General features: G+C 45.7%; 22 protein-coding genes. 12 read left to right on the top strand and 10 right to left on the bottom strand.

Annotated features, from left to right (window positions below; translation table 11 throughout):
- Positions 1–141: 141 nt before the first annotated feature.
- From ccoN to H8K29_RS14165, 7 genes are all read left to right on the top strand, one after another.
- Positions 142–1,581, top strand: a complete 1,440-nt coding sequence (gene ccoN, locus H8K29_RS14195) for a cytochrome-c oxidase, cbb3-type subunit I (RefSeq protein WP_186885836.1) — start codon at positions 142–144, stop codon at positions 1,579–1,581.
- Between the two features lie 18 nt (positions 1,582–1,599).
- Entirely contained in the window at positions 1,600–2,217 is a 618-nt protein-coding gene (gene ccoO / locus H8K29_RS14190; RefSeq protein ID WP_186898113.1) for a cytochrome-c oxidase, cbb3-type subunit II, read from the top strand.
- 41 nt (positions 2,218–2,258) lie between these two features.
- Positions 2,259–2,405 (top strand): cbb3-type cytochrome c oxidase subunit 3, encoded by a 147-nt coding sequence (locus tag H8K29_RS14185; RefSeq protein ID WP_186885838.1) that lies wholly within the window; start codon positions 2,259–2,261, stop codon positions 2,403–2,405.
- A gap of 2 nt (positions 2,406–2,407) precedes the next feature.
- Positions 2,408–3,415 carry a cytochrome-c oxidase, cbb3-type subunit III gene (gene ccoP / locus H8K29_RS14180; protein WP_186885839.1) on the top strand — a complete coding sequence of 336 codons (1,008 nt, stop codon included), beginning with the start codon at positions 2,408–2,410 and terminating at the stop codon, positions 3,413–3,415.
- A gap of 42 nt (positions 3,416–3,457) precedes the next feature.
- Entirely contained in the window at positions 3,458–4,870 is a 1,413-nt protein-coding gene (ccoG, locus tag H8K29_RS14175; RefSeq protein WP_186898112.1) for a cytochrome c oxidase accessory protein CcoG, read from the top strand.
- A 9-nt stretch (positions 4,871–4,879) separates the two neighbouring features.
- Positions 4,880–5,419, top strand: a complete 540-nt coding sequence (locus H8K29_RS14170; RefSeq protein ID WP_186898111.1) for a FixH family protein — start codon at positions 4,880–4,882, stop codon at positions 5,417–5,419.
- Between the two features lie 433 nt (positions 5,420–5,852).
- The gene (locus H8K29_RS14165; protein WP_186898110.1) at positions 5,853–6,641 is read left to right on the top strand and encodes a sulfite exporter TauE/SafE family protein; all 789 of its coding nucleotides are present in this window, start codon (positions 5,853–5,855) and stop codon (positions 6,639–6,641) included.
- 25 nt (positions 6,642–6,666) lie between these two features.
- Here the strand turns inward: H8K29_RS14165 and H8K29_RS14160 are convergent, their stop codons facing one another.
- The 8 genes from H8K29_RS14160 to trpS form a co-directional block, all read right to left on the bottom strand.
- Positions 6,667–6,990, bottom strand: coding sequence for a flagellar basal body rod C-terminal domain-containing protein (locus tag H8K29_RS14160; protein ID WP_255423392.1), 324 nt, complete (start codon positions 6,988–6,990; stop codon positions 6,667–6,669).
- Positions 6,991–7,066: 76 nt separating this feature from the next.
- The gene (locus H8K29_RS14155) at positions 7,067–9,007 is read right to left on the bottom strand and encodes an MASE3 domain-containing protein (protein ID WP_186898109.1); all 1,941 of its coding nucleotides are present in this window, start codon (positions 9,005–9,007) and stop codon (positions 7,067–7,069) included.
- A gap of 136 nt (positions 9,008–9,143) precedes the next feature.
- Complete coding sequence (locus tag H8K29_RS14150; protein ID WP_186885844.1) at positions 9,144–9,983, bottom strand: universal stress protein; 840 nt, start codon at positions 9,981–9,983, stop codon at positions 9,144–9,146.
- Positions 9,984–10,108: 125 nt separating this feature from the next.
- A complete protein-coding gene (locus H8K29_RS14145; RefSeq protein ID WP_370527203.1) occupies positions 10,109–10,921 on the bottom strand; it encodes a helix-turn-helix domain-containing protein in 813 nt (270 codons plus the stop codon).
- A 96-nt stretch (positions 10,922–11,017) separates the two neighbouring features.
- Positions 11,018–11,422: a response regulator transcription factor gene (locus H8K29_RS14140; protein ID WP_186898108.1), complete on the bottom strand. Its 405-nt coding sequence runs from the start codon at positions 11,420–11,422 to the stop codon at positions 11,018–11,020.
- Between the two features lie 134 nt (positions 11,423–11,556).
- The gene (locus tag H8K29_RS14135; protein ID WP_186898107.1) at positions 11,557–12,198 is read right to left on the bottom strand and encodes a response regulator transcription factor; all 642 of its coding nucleotides are present in this window, start codon (positions 12,196–12,198) and stop codon (positions 11,557–11,559) included.
- A 106-nt stretch (positions 12,199–12,304) separates the two neighbouring features.
- Entirely contained in the window at positions 12,305–12,760 is a 456-nt protein-coding gene (locus tag H8K29_RS14130) for a universal stress protein (RefSeq protein ID WP_186885847.1), read from the bottom strand.
- A gap of 172 nt (positions 12,761–12,932) precedes the next feature.
- A complete protein-coding gene (gene trpS, locus H8K29_RS14125; RefSeq protein WP_186885848.1) occupies positions 12,933–13,955 on the bottom strand; it encodes a tryptophan--tRNA ligase in 1,023 nt (340 codons plus the stop codon).
- A gap of 250 nt (positions 13,956–14,205) precedes the next feature.
- Between trpS and hemC the strand changes: the two genes are divergently transcribed.
- The 5 genes from hemC to ppa all read left to right on the top strand — a co-directional run bounded on the left by hemC (position 14,206) and on the right by ppa (position 18,932).
- The gene (gene hemC / locus H8K29_RS14120) at positions 14,206–15,153 is read left to right on the top strand and encodes a hydroxymethylbilane synthase (RefSeq protein ID WP_186898106.1); all 948 of its coding nucleotides are present in this window, start codon (positions 14,206–14,208) and stop codon (positions 15,151–15,153) included.
- Positions 15,146–15,928, top strand: coding sequence for a uroporphyrinogen-III synthase (locus H8K29_RS14115; RefSeq protein WP_255423391.1), 783 nt, complete (start codon positions 15,146–15,148; stop codon positions 15,926–15,928). The genes hemC and H8K29_RS14115 overlap by 8 nt, the downstream gene beginning before the upstream one ends.
- Before the next feature lie 2 nt (positions 15,929–15,930).
- On the top strand, positions 15,931–17,094 hold the full coding sequence (locus H8K29_RS14110; RefSeq protein WP_186898105.1) for a uroporphyrinogen-III C-methyltransferase: 1,164 nt from the start codon (positions 15,931–15,933) through the stop codon (positions 17,092–17,094).
- Between the two features lie 3 nt (positions 17,095–17,097).
- A complete protein-coding gene (locus H8K29_RS14105) occupies positions 17,098–18,294 on the top strand; it encodes a heme biosynthesis protein HemY (RefSeq protein WP_186898104.1) in 1,197 nt (398 codons plus the stop codon).
- 101 nt (positions 18,295–18,395) lie between these two features.
- On the top strand, positions 18,396–18,932 hold the full coding sequence (ppa, locus tag H8K29_RS14100) for an inorganic diphosphatase (RefSeq protein ID WP_186885852.1): 537 nt from the start codon (positions 18,396–18,398) through the stop codon (positions 18,930–18,932).
- Between the two features lie 111 nt (positions 18,933–19,043).
- On the opposite strand, the gene H8K29_RS14095 is transcribed toward ppa, so the two are convergent.
- Both H8K29_RS14095 and H8K29_RS14090 read right to left on the bottom strand, forming a co-directional pair.
- Positions 19,044–20,081, bottom strand: coding sequence for a serine/threonine-protein kinase (locus H8K29_RS14095; protein ID WP_186898103.1), 1,038 nt, complete (start codon positions 20,079–20,081; stop codon positions 19,044–19,046).
- Positions 20,082–20,105: 24 nt separating this feature from the next.
- Positions 20,106–21,272: a GNAT family N-acetyltransferase gene (locus tag H8K29_RS14090; protein ID WP_186898102.1), complete on the bottom strand. Its 1,167-nt coding sequence runs from the start codon at positions 21,270–21,272 to the stop codon at positions 20,106–20,108.
- Between the last annotated feature and the right edge of the window lie 4 nt (positions 21,273–21,276).

Here is a 21,276-nt window from a genome sequence, read left to right as displayed (position 1 = left end):
AACCGTTAATCGGCGTTATTCTTGAGGCTGTTGCGAATAGCATGAAGCAGGCGCAGATTCCGGTAATATTTGATATGTATCAATGTAGTTGTGCAGTGCGGTTGTTATTCTTTCAGTGTATTTTTACAACAGAGTGAGATCATGACGATAACTAAAGAAAACTCATACAACTATCGGGTTGTACGCCAATTTTCTGTCATGGCTGTAGTTTGGGGAATAGTCGGCATGCTTGTGGGCGTGGTGATTGCTACTCAACTGGCCTTTCCAGAATTTTTAACAGGGATACCTTGGCTTAGCTATGGGCGCTTGCGACCCTTGCATACTAATGCAGTAATTTTTGCGTTTGGCGGATGTGCGCTGATGGCGACATCTTATTATGTAGTTCAGCGTACTTCCAACGTACGCTTGTTTTCTGATGGTTTGGCGGAATTTACTTTCTGGGGTTGGCAACTGGTGATCGTTGCTGCAGCCGTTTCTCTGCCACTGGGTTTTACTCAGGGTAAAGAATACGCTGAACTGGAATGGCCAATTGATTTGCTGATTGCGGTCGTTTGGGTTGCTTACGCGATTGTATTTTTCGGCACACTGGCTAAACGTAAAGTAGAGCATATTTATGTTGCAAACTGGTTTTACGGCGCGTTTATTCTCGCCGTCGCAGTGTTGCATATCGTAAATAGTGCTGCATTGCCAGTTTCATTGACTAAGTCCTACTCAGCTTATGCTGGTGTGCAGGATGCGATGGTTCAGTGGTGGTACGGTCATAATGCGGTTGGTTTCTTCCTGACTGCAGGTTTTCTTGGAATGATGTATTACTTCGTTCCTAAGCAAATCGAGCGCCCTGTGTACTCCTATCGTTTGTCGATCGTTCACTTCTGGGCATTGATTTTTACCTACATGTGGGCGGGTCCGCATCATTTGCACTACACGGCATTACCTGACTGGGCGCAGTCCATCGGTATGGTGTTCTCCCTGATTCTGCTGGCTCCATCTTGGGGTGGTATGGTCAACGGTATTATGACTTTGTCTGGTGCCTGGAGTAAATTGCGTTCAGATCCTATCCTGCGCTTCCTGATCGTGTCTCTGTCCTTCTATGGTATGTCGACATTTGAAGGTCCTATGATGGCGATCAAAACCGTGAATGCCTTGTCACACTACACTGACTGGACTGTTGGTCACGTTCACTCCGGTGCTTTGGGTTGGGTTGGCTTTATTTCCATCGGTAGTTTGTATTACCTGATTCCACGTTTGTTTGGACAGACACAAATGTACAGCAAGCGTCTGATCGAGATTCATTTCTGGGTTGCGACTATCGGCGTTGTTTTGTACATCGCTTCTATGTGGATTGCCGGTGTGATGCAAGGTCTGATGTGGCGTGCAGTAAATGAAGACGGTACTTTGACTTACTCTTTCGTTGAGTCTGTTAAAGCGACATTCCCTTACTACGTCATCCGTTTAACAGGTGGTGCAATGTATCTGAGTGGCATGATTATCATGGCATACAACGTTGCGAAAACATTGATGGCTGCGAAACCAGTGAATAACGCGATACCTGCGTTGTCTGCTAATTCCGCTCATGCTTAAATCAACAGGAGAAATTTGATGCGTAATTTTACTCATGATCTGATTGAGCGTAACGTAGGCTTGCTGCTGGTGCTGACCATTCTGACGATCAGCTTCGGTGGTCTGGTTGAAATTGTTCCGCTGTTTTTTCAGAAATCGACAACGCAACCTGTTCAGGGAATGCAGCCTTATACGCCATTGCAATTGGCGGGGCGCGATATTTATCTGCGTGAAGGTTGCTACGGCTGCCATTCACAGATGATTCGTCCTTTCCGTGCTGAAACTGAGCGCTATGGTCACTATTCCGTTGCGGGTGAGTCTGTCTACGACCATCCTTTCCAATGGGGGAGTAAGCGTACTGGTCCTGATCTGGCACGTGTCGGTGGTCGTTACAGTGATAACTGGCATCGTGATCACTTAAATGATCCTCGCTCAGTTGTTGTTGAATCGAATATGCCAGCTTATCCATGGTTGGCAAAAACACCGCTGGATCCAAATAGCATTGTTCCAAAACTGAATGCGATGAAAACTTTAGGTGTTCCATACACTGACGAGCAAATCAAAGCAGGTCCCGCAGAACTGGCAAATAAATCTGAGCAAGATGCTTTGATTGCATATCTGCAGGTTCTTGGAACAGCGATTAAAAATAAAAACTAAAGAGTGGCTCCTTGGGTTATCACTTTTTGAAAGGGTAAATTATGAATTTCACGATCCTGAGCAGTGTGGTGACGTTGATTAGCCTGTTTGTATTTCTGGGCATCGTCTACTGGGCGTTTAGTTCCGGTAACAAGGAGCGCTTCGAAAAACTGGCTCGCTTGCCAATTGATAATGAGAATGGAAAATAGTCATGGCAGATTTTTTTAATGAATGGTGGGGCATAGGTATCGCCACCATCGTGGCTCTCGGCATGGTCTTTTGCGTTGTGCTGTTATGGTCGCAGTCAAAAGTGAAGGTGAAGGTTGGTGCTGATGGTAAGCCTTTGCCAGCAGAAACCACTGGTCACGTGTGGGATGGTACTCTGATGGAGCAAAATAACCCGCTTCCGCAATGGTGGAAATGGTTGTTCTATCTGACGATCATCTTCAGTGTGGGCTATTTGATTGTCTACCCAGGTTTTGGTGGAAATCAAGGGTCGTTCGGCTGGAGCCAGGTTGGTGCTTATGAAAAAGAAATGAAAGATGGTGAGGCGCAATACGGTCCGATTTTCAATAAGTACCTGGCAATGGATATCAAGGATGTTGCGAAAGATCCGCAAGCACGTGAAATTGGTCAGCGTCTTTTCCTGAACACTTGTGCGCAATGCCATGGATCTGATGCCCAAGGCGGTAAAGGTTATCCAAACCTGACAGATAGCGACTGGCTGTATGGTGGTGATCCTGAAGTCATCAAGACTACTATCACTCATGGTCGTAACGGTATGATGCCTCCAATGGGCGCAGCAATTGGTAGCGATGATGATGTTCGTAACGTCGCTAACTATGTATTGAGTTTGTCTAATTCTGCACATGATCCTATCAAAGCAGCGATAGGTAAGCCAAAGTTTGCCGCTTGCGCAGCATGTCATGGTGCTGATGGTAAGGGAAATCAGGCTTTGGGTGCTCCGAATCTGACAGATAAAATCTGGTTGTATGGTGGCAGTATCGATACCGTAATGGAAACGATCAATAAAGGCCGCACTAACCAGATGCCTGCACATAAGACTATACTTACAGAAGGAAAAATTCATCTGTTAGCAGCGTATGTCTGGGGGCTGTCAAACAATACAGAAGCAGGGAAAGTATCTGATTCTGAAGCTAAGAGCATCAAGCAAATTGCTACCGCTGTTGTACCTGCTGCCGATAACGCCGTAAAATAAGCGGAAGAGCATTTGTTTAAATAAGAAAGACGAAGTTTTAAAATGAAGCATATCCCCATTACTCCGGTGCCGATGGATGAAGTAGAGCTGGCTCTGTTTGAGGAACGTAAGAAAGTTTATCCTCGTACACAAAAGGGCTGGTTTGCATCCTGGCGCTGGGTAATGGTGGCTTTTACACAGTTACTGTTTTACGGTACTGCCTGGCTCAACTGGAATGAGAGACAAGCGGTATTGTTCGATCTGGTTGCACGTAAGTTTTACATATTTGGAATTGTTTTCTGGCCGCAGGATTTTATTTATCTCGCGGTGTTGCTGGTAATCTCAGCGTTGTCCTTGTTTTTATTTACAGCAGTCGCGGGACGTTTATTCTGTGGCTACGCCTGCCCGCAAACGGTATACACCGAAATCTTTTTATGGATAGAGCGCAAGGTTGAAGGTGACCGTAATGCGCGTATCAAACTTGATACAGGTCCATTAACTGCTCGCAAATTCTCTTTAAAATTCGTTAAACACTTTTTCTGGCTGATTTTAAGCTTGTGGACGGGTTTTACCTTTGTTGGATATTTCACGCCAATACGTGAATTAGCTATTTCTGTCGGATCCTTTACCTTGGGTCCATGGGAAACATTCTGGTTCCTTTTTTATGGTTTTGCCACCTACGGCAACGCAGGCTGGATGCGTGAGCAGGTCTGCAAATATATGTGTCCTTATGCACGCTTCCAAAGCGCAATGTTCGATAAAGACACATTGATTGTGACTTACGATACCGAGCGCGGTGAGCCACGTGGTTCTCGAAACAAGAAGGTTGATTTTAAAGCTGCTGGTCTGGGCTCTTGTGTTGATTGTGGTATCTGTGTTCAGGTTTGCCCGACTGGAATTGATATTCGTAACGGCTTGCAATACGAGTGTATTGCTTGTGGTTTGTGTATTGATGGTTGTGATCAGGTCATGGATAAAATGGGTTATGAGCGTGGATTGATCCGCTATACAACTGAACATGCACTGACACGCAAGTTAGATAACAAGGCGATGTGGAAACGGGTATTCCGCTTACGTACCTTGGTTTACAGCGGTATTTTAGGATTAATTATCATAGTCGCAGCAGTTTCTCTGGTCTATCACGTACCATTAAAAGTGGACGTGATTCGTGATCGTGGTATGCCAAAAATTACTGAAAATGGCGAGATAGAAAATGTCTACCGCCTGCAAGTCATGAATACGCAGGAATCTGCACGCAGGTATTCGGTAGAAATTCAGGGTGTTAAGGGTGCAACAATTTTGAATAATGTTGATATCGACGTTAAATCTGCCGCAGCAAAAGCTTTTCCGGTGCGTGTACGAGTTCCGGCGAATGTTCTACAGACAGGATCCAATCGAATTCGGTTTGTCGTTAAAGATCTCGATGCGCCTGATGTTTCCGTCACTGAAAAAGCTGTGTTTATTGTTCCCCGCTAAGGAGTGGTTATGGATGCAATCCTGATTTCAAAAAAAAGAGATAAATGGTTCAAAGAACCTTGGCTTTTGTTAGTCGCGGGCGGACCTGCAATCGTTGTTTGTGCGAGTATTTTTACTGGTGCCATTGCATTTCGTGGAGCAGATAAGGTTGTTGCTGAAGATTATTATAAGCAAGGCTTAATGATCAATAAAGATATTCAGCGTGATGCGAAATCAAGAGAATTGCATTTAGGTGCAACGCTGAGTCTCGACGTGCCCTCTGGAAAACTTCGTATGCAGTTGAAAGGTGACGGTTTGTTACCTGACACTGTGAAGCTGAGTCTTGCTAATGCCGCTGAAGGTGCGACATCTGTAAACGAAGTCGTTCATCGCTTACCTATGGTGCAAGTTAGCCCTGGGATTTATGAGGGTGACTTAAAGTTAGTCTCGAGTATTTTTTCAAGCTCTGTTAAATTGTTTCACATTAAATTAGAAACGACTGATTGGCGACTGACCGGGGATTGGTTTGAACCAGAGCAAAAGGTCGCGCAATTAGGTATGGCAAAATAATTGCGCATCCCTATGATTTGTTGACTGATCAGTTGAATAATCACTAAAGGGGACGAGATTGGAACATCAGAATTCAGCTCACAGCAAAGCTTATTTACGGCCAATGTTGATGATAGTGTTGTGGCCCGCATTTCTAATGGCATGTGCTGCAACAGGATTGTTTTTTAGTCTCGTTGATCCTATGGAGTTGATTATATTTGATCAGCGTCTGCAGTTGCATCTTACAGGTGTGTACACAATAGGTTTTTTCATGTTCTGGCTGTTAGGCATTCTCTCCAGCGGTTTGACTGCTTTACTGGTACAGAAGGCTCATTAACCACGTATCAGACACCAGGTCTGCTATACATCTTTATTCAATCGGTGTATAGCTCTTGAATACTGCTGCGCAATGCGTGTCAGTTTCATCTCTTAAGCGAGATATAGTTATTATCTCGTGTTCATTCCGATTTATATTATTACTATGCTGACTCTGCCCCTGATACTTGCTGCTGTAACCGCCGGTATCGCGGGAGGGGTGCACTGTGTAGGTATGTGCGGTGGTATCTCTTCCATGCTTAGTCGTGCCGGGAGCAATGTAAGAAAAGTGATTCCTATCAGTCGGAGTGATGATACTGAAAGGCAGCCGCAAGTCTTGGTAAATACTGGTATTCGTTTTCAGGCTTTGCTACAGGCCGGTAGACTTTCCACATATATGATGATTGGTGCAGTGTTTGGTGGTTTGGGAAGTGCAGGCATGATTTTGAAACCTTACTTTCCGGTTCATCAGATTTTGTTTGTCATTGGTAATCTTGCGCTGATTATTTTGGGGCTCAAAGTTGTTGGGTTTCGTTTTCACATAAATGCTCTGAGTCCTTATTTTTCGCGCCTACAGCAAGCATTGTTTTTTTTTGCCCCGCCGCTAAAGCAAAGTATTGAATATCCGTTCTTTGTCGGTATGGCTTGGGGATGTCTGCCTTGTGGATTACTTTGGGGGATGGCACCTTTTGCTTTGCTATCGGGAGATGCATTTTCGGGTGCAATACTGATGTTGTTATTCGGTTTGAGTGCAATGCCACATCTGTTGTTGAGTCAGGGCATATTTAATGCTGTCAGTAAGGTCAGGGTGCCTTCGGTATTGAAATACACCGGCGCATTTGTACTGATAGGGATAGGATTAATCGGACTCTGGTATTCAGATATGCAGCAGATGCCCGGTTTTCTTTGTGTCTTGCCTGATCGCTAGCCTTTTTTAGGTGTCAGTGTGGCGACTACGCTTTGGTATTAATCAGCGTTCCTAATAATTCATCAGCGGTTTTCACCATTTTTGCGTTGATGTCAAATCCAGCTTGGTACTGAATAGACTGCACTATCTCTTTCGTAAGATCAGTGCCGCTGGTCTCTTGTGTTGCCATCTTAAAACCCTGTTGGCTGATGCTGACGGTCACACCACCATTGCTTGCCTCTTGAAACTCAGCTTGCTGAGGTATGAAGCCTTGTGTTTCCGCGTTCGCTACATTGTGACTGGAAACATCTAAGGCTGTCTGATTTGCTCGCATACCTGACAGTCCATTGCTCAAAATAGAAGATAGCATCAGCTTTCCTTTGAAAATATTGCCATATGCAGAGTGTATCCCGTATTTTTTTGCATCACGATGTGTTTTACAATATTTAATCTGTCAGCGGTAATCTTATTTCCAGAGTAGTGCCTTCTCCAGGTGTGCTCAGAACCTGAAATTCTCCGTTCATTGCTTTAATTCTTTCCCTCATGCCTACCAAGCCGAATGAGCTGGTTTTCCCCATATCTTCTTCAACGATTCCTTTACCATTGTCGTTAATGTTTAATTTAAGTTCTGCGTGAGAGCGTTGAAATTCGATCTGAACATCGCTTGCTTCAGAGTGACGTGCGACATTGGTCAGTGACTCCTGAATAATGCGGAAAATGGCTGTGCTTCGCGCATCGTCTAATGTCAGTTGATCTTCGTCTGCAATCAATTCGCAATTTATGCGATGTCGGTGAGAGAAATCTCTCTGTAAAGTCTGTAGCGCAAAGAACAGTCCCCCCTCATCCAGCGCGCGTGGGCGCAGATCTGTGGCGATACGACGGAGTGTAGTAATCGCAGTCAATATCAACTGATCCATGCTGTTGATCGTGGGTTTATTTCTGTCCAGAAATGACAGATCCCGTTGCAGTAATGATAAATCCATCCTAAGTGCAGCGAGCAGCTGACCCAGATCGTCATGTAGTTCACGCGCGATGTGCTTACGCTCCTCTTCACGGATCGATTGTAGTGTCGCTGAGAGCTGGCTAAGTTGCTCATGATACTTTGCCATTTTCTCTTTTGCGACTTTTCGGTCCGTAATGTCTCTGAAGATGACCGTGTAGTAGCGTTTTCCGTTTTCCAGTTGATGTGCAATTGACGCCTCGATCGGAAACTCCTCACCTGATGCGCGACATCCGGTGACATAAAAGTCTTCAAAATGGGTGCCCATCTTGCGGCGCGTGATACCGGCCTCTCCAAATTGCTGCACGTGACTTTTATGCGTCTCGCGATGGCGTGCCGGAATTAAACGGTTAAGGGATGTTCCGACTAATTCATTTACTTCATAGCCGAAAATTAACGCAGCGGCGGGATTGACCAGAATGATTTCCTGTTTGTCGTCAACGGTGATGATGCCATCAATTGCAGTATCGATCATGCGACTCAGACGTTGGCGTTCCAGTTTTAATTCTTCAGCAGATTTTGCCAGATTATTAGTAGAAGCAGCGAGGCTTGCATAAGGTGTATGGATGTTGACAGCGACCATGCTGCGGTAAATCGCAATCGCGGAAAATAGTAGAAATGTATGCCCTATGACGACATTGACATCACTGGTTTCCGCATAGATGGAGAAGTAGACTTCAGACATTGCCATCAAGATGGTGGCCAGAAACAGTGGAACTCTGTCGATATGTAAATGCTCTGCAGATTTGTCAATCTGGAAGCGTAGTGCGTGTCTGTAAAATAAAACTGCAGCTAAGATATGTGCTGCAATTAATGAGGTTTCGCAGGCGACTTTGAACGATGTCTGACCGGCTCCCTGAATGAATGTAAGCGGAATTAAATTGGGAAATGCAAAAACCAGAATCCCCCAGCCTAACGTGGCTAGTAAGCCGGCACTCAAAACCCCATACGATTGCATCTGACTTATTTCTGAGTCTTCCGGATCAAACGCAAGCCCTAGCAAAGTTGTCGCGATTATTGATCGAGAAATAAGCCAGAAACTCATTGATTTATGCATGTCTCCTGCGGTTTCGAATCCAGGCATACCTTGAAATGTGAGCGTATGAAAAAAGCCCAATATTGCTGTGCAGAGAAATGCGACTGCCAGTATCACACTACTTTTTTTACGTACTTCACCAAAAGCATTCCAGCAAACGATAAACACCGAGGCAAAAATAACGATGGTCACTGTCTCTAGAAAGGTATGTACCGGGAGCGGCGCTGGTACGACGAAGACGGAGAGGCGCTCCTGGTCTACCCATAAAAAACAGGAAAGTACAAACAGGAACCCCGCGATCCAACGCGCTTCGGATAGTCTTGATGTTAGTGAGAGTGAATTTGATGACATGCGACTTGATGATATTGAGTGATATCTGTGTATTTTAAGGGCTGAAATCAGCTTGTATTGATGTCTTGGTAAAAAAAATGGCACCCATCAGTGGATGCCATTATTACCGAGGCGGTGAACCTGACGCCAGTAATGATCAATGAGACATAAATACAGGAACCGTCATACTTTCAAGAATGGTCTTAGTCACGCCACCCATGATCATTTCCCTGAAACGGGAATGTCCGTAACCACCCATCACTATCATATCGCTATCGAGGTCATGTGCTAATGAGAGCAATGCGTTACCGATATCAGTGGAAGTTTTGTGCACTGAAACCTCGACTTTAACGCCATGTCTTGCGAGGTAAAGAGCGATATCAGCGCCGGGTTGCTCGCCGTGGGCATCAGGCGTGGATTTTGGATTGAAAATGGCAACCTGAACTACATCTGCCTTTTTTAGTAAGGGCAGTGCATCAGTAACTGCACGGGTCGATTCCCGACTTGCATCCCAAGAGATCAAGGGGCGTTTTGCGATCGTATTAAAATCTCCTGCATACGGAATGATTAGTACCGGACGCCCGGAATTCATCACAATATATTCAGGAAAATCTGGTAATACTGAAGGCGAGGGCTCATCGTGATTGGTTTGTCCTATGATCACCAAGTCACTATATCTGGCTTGAAGGCCAATTCCACCACCAGCCTCATCATTTGCAACCATACTTTCATGTGATGAAACACCAATCGTTTCCACTTCGCGATTGAAATTGGCGACGGCTTTTTCAGCGCGTTCTCTGAGAAAATTGAGATGGATCGTCAAGTTCGGGTCGCTGGCACTAATGTTTCCGTCCTGATAGATAAAACGTGAAACGCCGGTGACTGCTGTCCCGATTAAATGTGCATCTTCAGCTTTAGCAATTTCAGCCGCAAATTTGACTCTTAAATTTGATCGCTCTGATTCATCAACGTGCACAAGTATGGTTTTATATGTCATGTCATTGCTCCTGTTAATTTTTTCTTCGCGCCAGAGCTTAAAAAACTCTTAGAGAAAAATCGGTAATGAATCAAAATTGGTGACGCAAATTTTTGTATAAGTTGCCAGATTCTAGCTTAAATATTTTATACGGCAACCGCTGTTTCACTTCCCCATTGTGGAAGTAGTTTTTTTCCAACCATTACAGATACTTTTTCACTGACTTTATTTCGGGTTTTTGCTGGCGGCAGACGACGCAGGGTTTTCAACGCAGTTGTATCAAGTAAGCATATTTCACGTTGGTCGACGCTGATTAATCCCATTTCGTTAAATGCAGACAGCGTCCGGCTAACGGTTTCTAATGTCAAGCCAAGGTAGCTGCCGATTTCGTGGCGAGTCATACGCAGGTTGAATGATTTTCCAGAGTAACCTAACTGGCTGAAGCGTTCGCCCAGTGTGGTCAGAAAACGGGCAACTTTGGCTTCTGCGCTAAGTGCGCTAAGCATGCCTATCATTAATTGTTCACGAACCAGTTCGCGGCTCATGACGCTGAACATTGCATGTTCTAATTCAACATAGTTGCGACCCAGATTTGCAAAAGCCTTGTAAGGCAAAATAATGATGTCGCAATCTGACAGAGCAACAGCTTCTGACGCGTGTTGTTGATTATGGATGCCATCGATTCCAAGCAGATCACCCTTCATCGGAAAGCTCAGTACTTGTTCATTACCGTATTCATCAATTAATACAGTTTTCAGGAATCCCGAGTTGACAACATACAGCGCTTCAAAATTCTGGCCTATCGTATGGATGCGCTGACCAGCTTTAAAGCGAACATGCTGAAATAAGGCTTCTTCATCCGTTGAGTTAAGAGGAGTAGGAATATTTAACAGATCACAGACCTGACTCAGATCTGACCACAAATTGCCGTGGCAACGCCAACCTGCCTCGTTTGACATCACTGGTAGCATCGCTTTGTTTGCTGCAATATGTTGGCTGACTGGGCGGGATGATTGGGCAACTGTTGTCATGTGAGTCTCCTGGATAAACGAAAATTAATTAACTTGTTTCGACGCATCTGGACTTTCCCAGTCGTACAGAAAATTCTGTATCTGGTCGAAGTCAGTAGATTTGTCGAGAAAACCGTCTGCACCAGCGCGCATAGCGTGCACGCGATTGTCTTCAGTTGAGTGATTCGTGAGAATGACAATCTTGACCTCTGGTTTATTTTGCTTCACATCTTTCAAAAGTTGCAAGCCATTTTTATCACCTAATTGCAAGTCAAGAATCATTGCATCAGTGTCACTATTGATAACACTGTCGTAGGCAGTATCGATGTCGCCAGAAACACCGATAACGTGCATCCCTGGTATTTCTTCTATGAAACGAACGAGTCGATTTTGAATTAAAACCGAATCTTCAACGATAAATAAATTCATGGTGCGCGTGATGTAAGACATCGCTTGTTTGCTTGATGTCTATTATCACGGCTTCGCTTTTTGATTTAAATCAGGTAATGCTGATTTGAATTGTCAGATTTAAGGCTGATCTTATAGGAATATTCCTACAAGATAGTGACGGTGGAAGTGCTTGGTCAGGCGTTAGGAATCAGAAGGTTATGGGCGACAGCGTACTGAACCAGGTCGGAAATGTTGCTCATATTCATTTTTTGCAAAATACGCATCTTATGTGTGCTGACTGTTTTTACACTGAGATGTAGCAGATCACCAATTTCTGTAATCGTTTTTCCCTTGACGATATGGCTGAAAACCTCAAATTCTCTATCAGAAAGGCTGGTATGCGGAAGGTTATCGTCGGCAGGCATCGCATTCATGGCTAACTGCTCTGCCACTTCTATGCTGATATAGGGGCGGCCCGACGCGACTTTGCGCAATGCTGTAACCAGTTGTGTGCCCGCACTTTCTTTTGTCAGATACCCTCTGGCGCCGGCTCTGATCGCACGCACAGCGTATTGCTCTTCTTCATGCATGGTGAGAATCAGGATGGGCAGCTTGGGGAATTCATCTTTGATCTGACGTATCAGGTCGACGCCGCTTCGCCCTGGCATGGACAGATCCATTAACAGGACATCAAACTGTGTGTTCCTCACTTTTTCCAAAGTGTCAAAACCGTCGATAGCTTCTGCAACCACACGTATGTCGTCGTTTCCATCAAGTATGCGCTTGAGTCCTTCACGCATGATAGTGTGGTCATCGGCAATAAGAATTCTAATCATTGATCAGTGGTGCAGTTAAATTTTGTGCAAGCTGAGTCGCAAGGCATGCACTATTGTACTGTACAACCCGATTAGTTGCTTATTGCCTATGTCCGTGGCTACCAGCTCAGTGTTTTTTGACTCTGTGCACCAGAACTGGAATATCACACATGGATAAAACTTTGCTTGTCGTGCTACCCAAAAGTAATTGTCCGACGCCACTGCGTCCGTGGGACGCGATAAAGATCAGGTCGCAAGCATATTGCTGTGCTGTATGGACGATTTCCTTTGCAGGCGCATCACTAAACTTGACGACACTTTCAAACTCCAGACCTTCCTTATGCGCAGCTACTCTGGCTGGCTCCAGATAAGATTCGCCAAAGGCACGCATCGCCGCCTGGTATTCTTCTTCAGTCGGGGTGTTTGGCGGAATGATGTCGATGTAAATAGGGTACTGATAATTCGCCGCTACAAAAATTCCAACTACCTTGGCATTTACTTTTTTTGCAAACTCAATACCCGCTTGAATGCTGGCATTGGCCAGCTCAGACCCGTCGGTCGGCATAAGAATTTTGCTATACATCGTTCTTCCTTTCAGTAGTGGCAGATCGAACCTTCATAATGGATTATCTGAGGGATGTGCGTTTGATTAATAACAAGTTTTAAGGTGGTTAATCACACGTTGATACCTCCAGCAGATAGTTCCCCCTCTGGACTGAGCGAGAGGGGAGAATTAATGATGTACAGCATCTTTTTTAGAAATGTTTTAATCCTATCGCTGCTTTCACTTCATCAGTCGTTTTGGCTGCAATTTCCCGCGCTTTTTGGGTTCCCTCTTTGAGCATTTGCAGAACCTGACCGCGATCTTTGGCATATTCCTCGCGACGCTCACGAATTGGTGCAAGCAGATCCTGTAATATTCCTTCAAGACGTGCCTTGACTACGCTGTCACCCAAGCCGCCGCGTGTGTAGTGGTCTTTCATTGCTTGTAATCCGATTTTGTCTTCATCGAACGCATCCAGATAAATAAAGGCGACGTTATCTTCCAGGTGGCCAGGATCGCTGACGCGCAGATGCAATGGATCTGTATAGACATTGCGTACTGCCGCTTTTATCTCTGCGGGGCTGGCGCCGAGGTTGATCGTGTTCCCGAGGGATTTACTCATTTTGGCTTTTCCGTCGATACCCGGCAAACGACCGATCTCTGGCACCAACGCCTGACACTCAACCAGAATATCTTTCTTTGCCAGACGATTGAATCGGCGAACGATTTCGTTTGTCTGTTCAATCATAGGAATCTGGTCTTCGCCCACAGGTACCAGGCTCGCTTTGAATGCCGTAATGTCGGCGGCCTGACTGACCGGGTATGTCAGAAAGCCAGCAGGAATATCGCGCTCAAAATTACGCAGGATGATCTCTTGTTTGATCGTCGGATTGCGTTCCAGACGGGCAACCGAAACCAGATTCAGATAGTAGAACGTTAATTCTGTCAGTTCAGGAATTTGCGACTGAATGAAGATCGTGGATTTAGTGGGGTCAATGCCAACGGCAAGGTAATCCAGTGCAACCTCAAGTACGTTGTCATGAACTTTGGCCGGATTGTCCATATTGTCCGTCAATGCCTGTGCATCGGCGAGCATGATGTACTGCTGATATTGATGTTGATATTTGACGCGGTTGCGCAGACTGCCGACAAAATGTCCCAGATGAAGAGGGCCAGTAGGGCGGTCGCCAGTCAGAATGGTGTGGTTTTTATTTTCAGTTGTACTTGCTTGCATAAAAATTCCGTTGTTTACGTGCGTAAAAAATGCCGCTCAATTGTGGCGGCATTTTGAATATGTGCGTCTAATCAAGGCGTTATGATGCCGTCACCGCCGATTATGTGTCAAGTTTGCCTGGATTGATCAAAAAGTCTGCAAATTTTCAATAGTTTAACCGACGAAATCATGATTTCTGAATGGTAAAATTCGGCACACTTGATTTACCAGATGACATCTGATTGCCTGAATATTTAGAAAGAAAATTATTTTGACTGCAGTTTCTCCCAAAAAATTGGTCATTGCTTCCAGAGAGAGCCGGTTGGCAATGTGGCAGGCTGAACATGTTCGTGATCGCCTGTTATCGTTATACCCCGATTGCCAGGTCGATATTCTTGGAATGACGACGCGCGGCGATCAGATTTTAGACCGTGCTTTATCTAAAGTCGGCGGGAAAGGTTTATTTGTTAAAGAGTTGGAAGTGGCGATGGCTGAAGGGCGTGCCGATCTGGCAGTACATTCCCTCAAAGATGTTCCCATGGAGTTGCCCGAAGGTTTCACTTTGGCTGCGATTTTAGAGCGTGAAGATCCGCGGGATGCTTTTGTTTCCAACGATTATGATTCCCTTAGTAGCTTGCCGAATGGGGCTGTTGTCGGTACCAGCAGCCTGCGGCGTCAGGCCTTCATTTCTGCCCGTTTCCCGCATTTAGTGATTCGCCCTTTGCGTGGCAATCTTGATACCCGTTTACGTAAGCTTGATGAGGGCGAATACGCTGCAATTATTCTTGCAGCGGCAGGATTAAAGCGTCTCGAATTACCTCAGCGTATACGTGGATTTTTAGAGCCTGAGGCGAGCTTGCCCGCAGCTGGACAGGGCGCTATGGCGATAGAAGTGTCGAATTCGCGTCCTGATTTACTTGAGTTGCTTGCCCCGTTGAATCATTTGGCAACTTCTCAGTCTGTTATTGCCGAGCGAACTGTGTCTAAGGTTTTTGGCGGCAGTTGTCAGATACCGCTGGCGGCGTTCGCAACCGTAGCTGATCAAAAAATGCATTTACGTGGGATGGTGGCAACCCCGGATGGACGGCGAGTGGCGAGTGCCGAGATTTTTGGTGATGCGTCTGAGCCAGGAGCGCTGGGTTTACAACTGGCGCAGGCCTTGTCTGCCCAAGATGCTGAGGGCATCCTGGCTTTGTGTAAAGCACAGATTGTTGAGTAATTCTCTTATGTCGCGCAGGAATGTGATTGTCACGCGCCCATTGGCACAGGCTCAGGATTTTGCCGCTCAACTTCAGGCTTTATCGCGTCCGTGTCAATTGTTTCCCTTGATCGAAATACATCACTTAGAGAATCAGACTGAGATTAGCGACAAAGTAACTAATCTCAGTAGTTATGGATTAGTTGTTTTTGTGAGTCCGAACGCGATTGATGCTTTTTTTTCGCATATCACGCAATGGCCGTTACAGGTTCCGATTGGTGTTGTCGGTGAGGGGAGTAGGCTTGCTTTGGCGCGCTATGGTCTTCATTCTGACAATGCGACGATCATCAGTCCCTCGAATAAACTGAAAACGGATTCTGAGGCCTTGGCGGCAGAGATTGACTTTGCTGCACTGGCTGATAAGCAGGTATTGATCGTGCGAGGAACAACAGGCCGGGAATTTTTGGCCGATGCATTTCGTTCCCGTGGCATTCATGTGACGCAACTGGCTGCTTATCGGCGTTCTGCTCCCGAATTCAGTATTTCTGTGAAGAGGCAGTTAGAACAGTTGCTCCAGTCAGAGAATGACTGGGTGATTACCAGTTCTGAGGCATTGCGAACGCTCATTTTCTGGTGTGAACAATTAACCCTCGACGATGCCGTGGCAAAAATCCAACATCAACACATTATCGTTCCCCACGTCCGTATTGCCGAAACAGCGCAGGCGCTGGGGTTTCATTCCATCACTTTAACCGCATCAGGCGACGAACAGCTACTTGTCGCGTTACAATCCTGAGTATGAATGAACAGCAAACAAACACAGGGGGTTCTTTGCCACCTCAAAGCCCTGATCAATCCGTGGTCGCTACTGCGGCCAATTCGCTTCCGGCTTCGTCGTCAGGTAGCTGGACTCATCCTGCCTTTCTGATTTCAGGCGTCTTAGCCGTATTGTTGGCTGCGCAATGGTGGTCTTCTCAAAATCAGATCAGTGCTCTGAAAGAGGAGGTTGCGCGACGGTTACTTAGTGCTGACACGACAAGTAATGAAACAAAGTTGCTGGCCAAAAATGTGCAGGAAACGACAAAAGAAATTCAGGCCAAAGTTCTTTTGATTGAAAGCAAACAAATCGAATCTCAAAGCCAGCAACTGGCTTTGGAGCAGCTGTATCAAGATCTGTCAAAAAATCGTGATGAATGGGCATTGGCAGAAATTGAACAGGTATTGGCAACAGCCAGTCAGCAATTGCAGTTGGCAGGTAATGTTCAGGGTGCGTTGATTGCGTTGCAGAATGCGGATGGGCGCCTGGCTAAATCTGACAAGCCTCAGTTCATTACGATCAGAAGAGCAATCGCGAAAGACATTGATCGTCTGAAGTCTTTGCCGGCACTTGATTTACCAGGCATTGCGTTACGCCTCGACAGCGTCATTACACAGGTTGATCATATTCCTTTGTGGGCAGATGAGAAGTCAGTGGTTTCTCCGACCCCACCAAAAGCACCATTGAGAATTATTCCAAAAACTCAGCGTGCATCGAAGCAGGATAAGCAGGATAAGAAAGTGGCCGAGGTTGAGGAAAGTACTTTCTCCATGCGTTTGCAGGACGCTTGGCAGAGTTTTTCCAGCGAGATGTGGGGCGAGGTTAAGCAATTGATTCGTGTCCGCAGTGTGGAAACGCCTGACGCTTTGTTGTTGACCCCGACGCAATCCTATTTCGCACGCGAAAATCTTAAATTGCGTCTGCTTAACGCAAGACTTGCCTTGCTGGCCAGAAATGAGAGTGTTTTCCGTAGTGACTTGGTGTCTGCACAAGATGCGATTACAAAGTATTTCGACACTAGGGCGAAACAGACTCAGAATGCGCAAGCCTTATTACGTCAGGTTCAGGGCAGCAATCTGTCGATAGAAATGCCGAATTTGTCTGAAAGTTTAAATGCAGTACGCAACTACAAAGTGAAGCCTTAACGTATGCGAATTTTTATCCGGCTTCTGATTCTGTTTTCTCTTGCCGTTGGTCTGGCGATAGGTGCGCGTTTCAATCCAGGAAACGTCGTGTTGTTTTATCCGCCTTACAGAATCGATTTATCTTTAAATTTATTTCTCTTTTTGGTGGCAGTGCTGTTTCTGATTGTCTATGCGATTTTCGGAGCAATCGTCACCACCCGTAAAATGCCCAAGAAAGTGGCAGCTTACCGCCAGCAGAAGCGTGAACGTGATGGCAACAAGGCTTTGCGTGAGTCGCTCAAGACCCTGTTTGAAGGACGTTTCGGCTATGCTGAGAAAGCGGCGATCCGCGCAGCCGAACTACCAGATAATGCCGGGGTGGCTGCACTGATTGGTGCGCGTGCGGCGCATCACATGGGGCAATTTGAGCGCAGAGATCTGTGGTTGGCGGGAATTGAGGCTGACAACAACTATAAAGTCGCCAGGCTTGTGAGTGCGACTGAGCTGCTGGTTGATCAGCATCAGTCAGATAAGGCGCTTGAGGCAGTTAAGGAGTTACATGCCAATGGTAGTCGCCATATCCAGGTGCTGCGTTGGGCATTGAAAGCAAATCAGCAGGCGCAGAAGTGGGGCGATGTACTGAAACTGGTTCGTACTCTCGATAAGCATCATGCCCTGCATCCAGCGCTCTCGAAAAGGCTGAAGGAATTAGCCTACGAGGATTTGTTAAAGGGGCATGAGCATGATGCTGAGTCTTTGCGGCGCGTCTGGTTTGAAATACCGGCAAACGACAGAAAATCAGCCTTTATCGCATATCAGGCTGCGAACGCTTTTAATGCCAGAGGTTTGTATGATGAGGCACGTTCTATCGTTGAGAAAGCACTGACAGAGGATTGGGATGAGCGCCTGTTGCGGGCTTATCGCGATGCAGCCGCTGCAGAGGGTTCGGCCGCATTGTTATCTCAGATTGAACATTGCGAAAAATGGTCCCTGAATCATCCGACTGATCCTGAACTGGCATTAACGCTTGGCGTACTTTGTTTGCGTCAAAAATTATGGGGCAAGGCACAACGACACATGGAACAAGCCTTGTCTGACGCGGTTTCAGCCCGGACAGTGACAGAATCGAATCTGAAATTAGCACAATTGCACGAGGCGCTTGGGCAGGATGAAGAGGCTGCCTACCATTACCGGCAATGTGCCATAGCGACGACGCTGTAATTTGGCTGGCTTATCTTTTGCGCCGCACAAATATAGCCATAAACCCGATATAATTTTGCACGGTAAATTGAATTTATTGATATCTATTAAGAAAGAGTGACATGAGCTTGAATAACGTACCAGCAGGTCGTGATCTGCCAAATGACTTTAACGTCGTCATTGAAATTCCAATGAATGCAGACCCTATCAAATACGAGGTTGATAAAGAAACTGGTGCCATTTTTGTTGATCGTTTCATGGGCACGGCAATGCACTACCCATGTAATTATGGTTATGTTCCGCAGACTATCGCAGGTGATGGTGATCCAGTTGACGTATTAGTCATCACACCATTTCCTTTGATTCCGGGTGTTGTTGTTCGCTGTCGCGCCATTGGCGTATTGCAAATGACGGACGAAGGTGGTGAAGATGCGAAGGTGTTGGCCGTTCCTGTCGATAAAATTTTGCCGATTTATACGCATTGGCAGAAACCAGAAGATATGAATGAGTTGCGCCTGAAACAGATTCAACATTTCTTTGAACACTACAAAGATCTCGAAAAAGGCAAATGGGTGAAAGTTGAAGGTTGGGGTGGCCCGGAAGAGGCAAAAAAAGAGATTCTGGATGGCGTTGAAAATTTCAAAAAGCTTCAGAAATAAGTAAGAATAAGTAAGTTTCCCTAAAAAACGCGGCTATTGTGGCCGCGTTTTTAATTCAAAATCAATTAAGTCTTGTTTGTAATTGCTTGTAAAACCCACATGGATAAGACCTTAGCGCGGCAGGTTGACCATGACCGCAAACGCGATTGCAATCAGTATCGCTGCAAGACTAAGCCAGAGAAGAGTATTACTCTCAGTGCTGGTGTTGTTCTCTGCACCATCTGGACTGATTTTTCCTCTCTTGCGTTTCAGTCTTTTATCCCGATCCAGTACTTTTTGTAAATCATCAGCCATCTCGCGTGCAGTCTGGTAGCGATCGCTCAGCTCTTTTTGCATTGCTTTCATTACGATTCTTGAGAGCGATTCAGGTATCGCGGGATTGATTTCTGACGGTGTCTTCGGTGTTTTATACGCGATCTGATTCAGTAGTTTGTCTATATCGTTACTTTGAAATGGTTTCTGCAAAGTCAGCATTTCATACATGACCGCGCCGAGAGAATAAATATCCGTCTGCGCATTCACCTGTTTTCCCATGGCCTGTTCCGGAGACATGTAGTTAGGTGTACCGAGAATATTATTATTGAACAGCGTTACATTAGCTGGTTGGTTTTCATCCAGCAGGCGATTCGGTGCGCGGGCAATACCAAAGTCGACTACTTTGGGTTGATTATTCGTCAGAATAAAAATATTGCCAGGTTTGATATCTCTGTGAATGACTGCTTTCTCATGGGCATAGGCAAGTGCATCCGCAATTCTTTGAATGATATCTGTGGTTTCTATGGAATCGAAAGTGCGTCCCGCAGCCAGCATCATTTTTAAGTCTTGTCCACCGAGGAATTCCATCGCGATAAATGTCGTACCTCCTTCGCTGGAAGCATCGAAGATCGTCACAATATTCGGATGGGAAAGTCTGCCGGCCGCCCGTGCTTCGTTGATGAACTGCTGTTCACGTTGCTTTTTGTCCGCAGCATTCCCGCTTGCATTGAGTATTTTGATGGCAACATCCCGGTCAATGACTGGATCATGACCCCGAAAGACGGTGCCATTCGATCCTGTGCCTAGCTTTTCAGTCAGGTAAAAGCGACCAGCGCGTTTGTGCATATTCATTGCGTTACTCGGATTATCGGATGTTGTTTTGTTTTTTTGCATGTCAGCAGGATGCCTTGATGTATCTTAAATTTCAAGTGGTTGTTTATACGGATTATGCTCATTCAAATCGTCCAGATACAGTTCTATGCCGTTTGTTTCTCTTTGCAGAAAATTGGCGACAGCATTACTGAACTCTGGGTGCGTTAAGAAATGTGCCGAGGCAGTCTTTTGCGGTAGAAATCCTCTGGCCATCTTGTGTTCCCCTTGGGCTCCGCCTTCAAAGGTCCGGATACCGTTTTTAATGCAAAATTCTATCGCCTGATAGTAAGCTGTCTCGAAATGCAGGCAGGGATAATGCTCAACACAACCCCAATAACGACCGTACACCTTGCTTTGATTGAATATCAACAACGAAGCTGCAATTTTCTTTCCATCTTTAATCGCAAAAATAAGATGGACGTGCTGCGGCATTGTGCTGCCAATTTGTGTGAAAAACTCAAGATTCAGGTAAGGTTTTGAGTGATGATTTTCATACGTTGCATCGTAACAGCGCTTGAAAAAAAGCCAGTCTTCCTCGTTCGCATCCAAACCTTGAATATGCGAGAAAACAATGCCTAGTTCCTGTACTTTTTTTCGCTCGGCACGGATATTTTTGCGTTTTTTCTTACTGAGCGTATTCAGAAAACTCTCGAAGTCAGAGTGCTGATCATTTTGCCAATGAAATTGTACCCCCGCTCTGATCAAAAAACCTGCATTTTTCAGCTGTGTTATTTGATTTTCATCAGGAAACAGAATGTGACACGAGGAAAAGTCTCCTGACAGCGTGAGGTTTTTCAGACTTTCCAGCAATAAGTTTCTGACCGTATTATCACTCGCAATAATTCTGCTGCCTGTAACAGGAGTGAATGGTATCGCGGACAGTAGCTTGGGGTAGTACTGCAACCCATGCTGTTGATATGCCTGTGCCCAGGACCAGTCAAACACGTACTCACCGTAAGAATGTGTTTTCTGATAAAGCGGGCAAGCGCCAACCAAGGTTTTATCTTGCCATATCGTTAAATAATATGGATGCCAGCCAGTTTTTGCCGAGGCCGATCCGGATGAGTGTAAGGCGTGCAAAAAAGCATACGAAAGAAAGGGATTGGCGGACGGATCGGATTTCAGCAAACTGTCCCATTGTTCTTGTCCAATATCAGAGAGAGAACTTGCGAAGCCCATGCGATAATACTGGTCGATAGAAACTAATTCCATTTTT

Origin of the sequence: Undibacterium sp. CY21W (assembly GCF_014284265.1) — a bacterium.
GTDB classification, from domain to species: Bacteria; Pseudomonadota; Gammaproteobacteria; order Burkholderiales; family Burkholderiaceae_D; genus Undibacterium; species Undibacterium aquatile.
This window is presented reverse-complemented; position numbering and strand designations above follow the sequence as displayed.

Bases quoted from the DNA above. Each gene is read 5' to 3' on its own strand.
- H8K29_RS14150 (WP_186885844.1), bottom strand. From the start codon at position 9,983: ATGACATATAAAACCATACTTGTGCACGTTGATGAATCAGAGCGATCA.
- H8K29_RS14140 (WP_186898108.1), bottom strand. From the start codon at position 11,422: ATGTCTTACATCACGCGCACCATGAATTTATTTATCGTTGAAGATTCG.
- H8K29_RS14090 (WP_186898102.1), bottom strand. From the start codon at position 21,272: ATGGAATTAGTTTCTATCGACCAGTATTATCGCATGGGCTTCGCAAGT.
- H8K29_RS14110 (WP_186898105.1), top strand. From the start codon at position 15,931: ATGAATGAACAGCAAACAAACACAGGGGGTTCTTTGCCACCTCAAAGC.
- ccoN (WP_186885836.1), top strand. From the start codon at position 142: ATGACGATAACTAAAGAAAACTCATACAACTATCGGGTTGTACGCCAA.
- H8K29_RS14095 (WP_186898103.1), bottom strand. From the start codon at position 20,081: ATGCAAAAAAACAAAACAACATCCGATAATCCGAGTAACGCAATGAAT.
- H8K29_RS14185 (WP_186885838.1), top strand. From the start codon at position 2,259: ATGAATTTCACGATCCTGAGCAGTGTGGTGACGTTGATTAGCCTGTTT.
- ppa (WP_186885852.1), top strand. From the start codon at position 18,396: ATGAGCTTGAATAACGTACCAGCAGGTCGTGATCTGCCAAATGACTTT.
- trpS (WP_186885848.1), bottom strand. From the start codon at position 13,955: ATGCAAGCAAGTACAACTGAAAATAAAAACCACACCATTCTGACTGGC.
- ccoP (WP_186885839.1), top strand. From the start codon at position 2,408: ATGGCAGATTTTTTTAATGAATGGTGGGGCATAGGTATCGCCACCATC.
- H8K29_RS14155 (WP_186898109.1), bottom strand. From the start codon at position 9,007: ATGTCATCAAATTCACTCTCACTAACATCAAGACTATCCGAAGCGCGT.
- H8K29_RS14130 (WP_186885847.1), bottom strand. From the start codon at position 12,760: ATGTATAGCAAAATTCTTATGCCGACCGACGGGTCTGAGCTGGCCAAT.
- H8K29_RS14170 (WP_186898111.1), top strand. From the start codon at position 4,880: ATGGATGCAATCCTGATTTCAAAAAAAAGAGATAAATGGTTCAAAGAA.
- ccoO (WP_186898113.1), top strand. From the start codon at position 1,600: ATGCGTAATTTTACTCATGATCTGATTGAGCGTAACGTAGGCTTGCTG.
- H8K29_RS14135 (WP_186898107.1), bottom strand. From the start codon at position 12,198: ATGATTAGAATTCTTATTGCCGATGACCACACTATCATGCGTGAAGGA.
- ccoG (WP_186898112.1), top strand. From the start codon at position 3,458: ATGAAGCATATCCCCATTACTCCGGTGCCGATGGATGAAGTAGAGCTG.
- H8K29_RS14105 (WP_186898104.1), top strand. From the start codon at position 17,098: ATGCGAATTTTTATCCGGCTTCTGATTCTGTTTTCTCTTGCCGTTGGT.
- H8K29_RS14160 (WP_255423392.1), bottom strand. From the start codon at position 6,990: ATGCTATCTTCTATTTTGAGCAATGGACTGTCAGGTATGCGAGCAAAT.
- H8K29_RS14145 (WP_370527203.1), bottom strand. From the start codon at position 10,921: ATGTCAAACGAGGCAGGTTGGCGTTGCCACGGCAATTTGTGGTCAGAT.